At 70.1% G+C, this 3,350-nt stretch carries 4 protein-coding genes; 2 read left to right on the top strand and 2 right to left on the bottom strand.

Features of this window, described 5'->3' with window-relative positions:
- Positions 1-130 precede the first annotated feature (130 nt).
- Positions 131-469 (top strand): DUF202 domain-containing protein, encoded by a 339-nt coding sequence (locus AB0B89_RS35590; RefSeq protein ID WP_358561938.1) that lies wholly within the window; start codon positions 131-133, stop codon positions 467-469.
- 67 nt (positions 470-536) lie between these two features.
- Here AB0B89_RS35590 and AB0B89_RS35585 read toward each other — a convergent pair whose 3' ends face one another.
- Positions 537-1,652 (bottom strand): ferritin-like domain-containing protein, encoded by a 1,116-nt coding sequence (locus AB0B89_RS35585; protein WP_358561935.1) that lies wholly within the window; start codon positions 1,650-1,652, stop codon positions 537-539.
- Positions 1,653-1,745: 93 nt separating this feature from the next.
- Here AB0B89_RS35585 and AB0B89_RS35580 point away from each other — a divergent pair, with 93 nt between their 5' ends.
- Positions 1,746-2,396, top strand: coding sequence for a TetR/AcrR family transcriptional regulator C-terminal domain-containing protein (locus AB0B89_RS35580; protein WP_358561932.1), 651 nt, complete (start codon positions 1,746-1,748; stop codon positions 2,394-2,396).
- A gap of 54 nt (positions 2,397-2,450) precedes the next feature.
- On the opposite strand, the gene AB0B89_RS35575 is transcribed toward AB0B89_RS35580, so the two are convergent.
- Entirely contained in the window at positions 2,451-3,215 is a 765-nt protein-coding gene (locus tag AB0B89_RS35575; RefSeq protein ID WP_358561930.1) for a hypothetical protein, read from the bottom strand.
- Positions 3,216-3,350: the final 135 nt, after the last annotated feature.

Genomic DNA, 3,350 nt, shown 5'->3' with positions numbered 1-3,350 from the left:
GCTGGCGCCACGTGCAGCGGGCGCTGCGGCGCAAGGCGCCCCTTCCGCCGCTCGCCCTGGCCCCGCTGTTCGGGTACGGCGTCGCGGCGGTGGCCGTGCTCGCGCTCGTCCTCATCGTCGTGGCCCACTGATGCGGGCGGCGCAGCGGCGCGAGGGGCCGGACGGCCTGCACATGGAGCGCACCGCCCTGGCATGGACGCGCACCGCCACCGCGCTGGGGGCCGGCGGGCTGATCGCCGCCGGCATCGCCGGGAGGCACTCCGGAGACGGCCTGGCCGTGGTGTCGTTCGTGCTCGCCGCGCTCTGCGGCGCCGTCCTGCTGGCCAGGAGCGGCGTGCGGCACCGGCGCGTCCAGCGGGCGATCGGCGAGAGCCTCCCGCTGGACGTCCGGGCGGACGCGGCGCTGGCGTGGCTGGGCGTGGTGGCCGTCTCCACCGGCGCCATCGTGTTCGTGCTCACGCTCTCCTGAGCCGCGCCCGAGCCCTGGTGAGCCGTGTCCTGACCCCTGTCGGGCCGTGCTGGGTCGTGCGCGGTTCTCAGCCGGCGCCGCCGAGCGTGATGGTCCCGGCGATCTCCTCCGCGCGCTCCTCCTGCTCGGCGGCGAACCGCTCGGCGTCGAGCTTCTCGGCGATGTCCTCGTCCTGCCGCATCAGGGCGTCGAGGTTCTGCCCCGCCATGTCCAGCACGCCCATGTCGGCGTAGGCCTTCTGCAGGCGCTCGCTCCACAGCCCGATGTCCTTCACGCACGGCACGATCCGGCTGAACAGCAGCGAGCGGAAGAGCTGGAGGTACTCCGACTCGTCGACCGCCTTCATGGCCTGCTTCACCTCCTCGGGTGAGAAGCCCTGGGTCTCCCACTGCTCGACCCCGCGCAGCCGGTCGCGCATGAGGTAGCAGCCCTCGATCACGAAGTCCTCGCGCTCGCGCAGCTCGGCCTCCGACAGTTGCTTGTAGTAGTCGCGCAGGGCCATCCGGCCGAAGGCGACGTGCCGGGCCTCGTCCTGCATGACGTACGCGAGGATCTGCTTGGGCAGGGGCTTGGTGGTGACGTCGCGCATCACTCCGAACGCCGCCAGGGCGAGGCCCTCGATCAGCACCTGCATGCCGAGGTAGGGCATGTCCCAGCGCGAGTCGCTGAGCGTGTCGTCGAGCAGGGCCTTGAGGTACTTGTTGATCGGGTAGGCGATGCCCACCTTCTCCTGGAGGAACCGGGCGTAGGTCTCGGCGTGCCGGGCCTCGTCCATCGTCTGCGTGGCGGCGTAGAACTTCGAGTCCAGGTCGGGCACCGACTCCACGATGCGGGCGGAGCAGATCATCGCGCCCTGCTCGCCATGGAGGAACTGCGAGAACTGCCAGGCGGCGCCGTGGCGTCTGACCTCCATGCGCGCCTTCTCGTCCATCTTGTGCCACAACGGGGTGTCGTAGATGGCGATGGACTGGTCGGGCACGCCGAGGACGTCGTAGGGGTCGACCTCAAGTCCCCAGTCGATGCGCTTGACCGAGTCCCACTGCTTGTCCTTGCCCTTCTGGTACAGGGCGAGCATGCGGTCACGGCCTTCGTCGTACTCCCAGGTGAACCGGGAGGAGCCGGCCATCTCCACGTCCCAGGTGGAGAGCTCGGCGGGGATCGTGTAGAGCTCGTGCGTCGACACATCGGCCTCCAAGGGAGAACGTACACCGTACGTATACGTGGAGAGTGACACGTACGCTGTACGTACGTCAATGCACTGGGAGAGAATGACCTCATGCCAGCCCTCACACGATCCCGTATCGTCGCAGCCGCCATCGACCTGATCGAGCGAGAGGGCGCCGACGCGATCTCGATGCGGCGGATCGCGGCCGAGCTGGGCGTGGGCGTCATGTCGCTGTACAACCACGTGCCGAACAAGGCGGCGCTCCTCGACGCGGTCGCCGAGACCGTCCTGTCCGAGATCACCTTCACCGACGACCCCTCGGCCGAGTGGACCGAACGGGTGCGCATCCAGGCACGGGCGTTCCGGCAGATCGCCCATCACTATCCGCGCTCGACGATGGTCGTGGTGAGCCGCCAGCTCAATTCGCCGGCCGGGCTGTTCCCCGTCGAGCGCGCCCTGACCACGCTGCGCGAGGCCGGCTTCGACGGCGAGGAAGCCGTCCAGATCCTGCGCACCTTCATCGCCTACATCATCGGGTCGCTGCTGCGCGAGGTCGGCGTGACGCCCACGTTCGCCCCCGTGCACCAGGCGGACGTCCAGCTGCCGCAGGTGGACACCTCGCTGTTCCCCGAGGTGGGCACCCTCGCGCCGCTGCTCGGCGTGTGCGACCACGAGAAGGCGTTCGAGTTCGGACTCGACATGCTGATCAGGGCGATCGCCGTGCAACTCCAGGAATCCAAGGAGGGAAGCGCCCGGGGGTGATGTCCCCCGGGCGCCGGAGTGCGCCCTTCCCCTGGGCACTCCCCTTCCGCTCTCTCAGTACCAGTTGTGCGACTGGAAGTGACCCCAGGCGCCGCAGGGCGAGCCGTAGCGCCCCTTGATGTACTTCAGTCCCCATCGGATCTGCGTGGCGGGGTTGACGCGCCAGTCGTGCCCGATGCCGACCATCTTGTATCCCGGCAGTGCCTGCGGGATGCCATAGGCCCCTGACGAGGGGTTCTGCGCACGGTGGTTCCAGTTGCTCTCCCTGGTCCACAGGCTGTCGAGGCAGCGGAACTGGGTCACGGGCCAGGATCGCTGGGTGACCAGGCGGTACGCGATCGCCTTGTTCCTGCCCTTGGGCGTCCTCGGCGCCCATACGCGCACGTTCGGACGCGCCGAAGTCCTCCACACCGCCCGGTGCACCCGGTAGGGCGCCCTCCTGGCCGCCCTCGCCACCCTGGCGCCGGTCGTCACCGTCGCCTTCGGTGCCCCGATGAGCTCGGCCATTCCGGCCAGCCCCGCGCGGGTCCAGATCGGCCTCGCCGTCCGGGTCCTCGTCCAGACCGGCTGGACGTGGGACCACATCGTCCCCGCGGGCAGAGTGGTCGCTCCTCGCGGGGCGATGACGGATATCGTCGTCGCGTTCGCGGTGTCCAGCGGAGCGAGGTGCTCCGGTGGCAGCGGCGCCGGAGCGATGGGCGCCTGTGCGACGGTCGCGCCCTCTAGGACGCCTGCCGTCGCCGGGCCCGTGACGGGCCCCGTGACGGGCCCCGTGACCGGGCCCGCGGGCCTTCCGGCCGGGCCTGTGGCTGTCGCCACCTCGGCCGGGACCGTTGCCGCCAGTGCCGTGTCGACCGGTCCGGTCCGGGCATTGGCTGGTTCTGCTGTGCCACTGATGGTGCCGATCGGTGTCCGGAGGTGCCACGCGACGACTGAGCGCCGCCCTGAGCCAGA

It is taken from the genome of Sphaerisporangium sp. NPDC049002, from assembly GCF_040649355.1.
GTDB lineage: Bacteria > Actinomycetota > Actinomycetes > Streptosporangiales > Streptosporangiaceae > Sphaerisporangium.
This window is presented reverse-complemented; position numbering and strand designations above follow the sequence as displayed.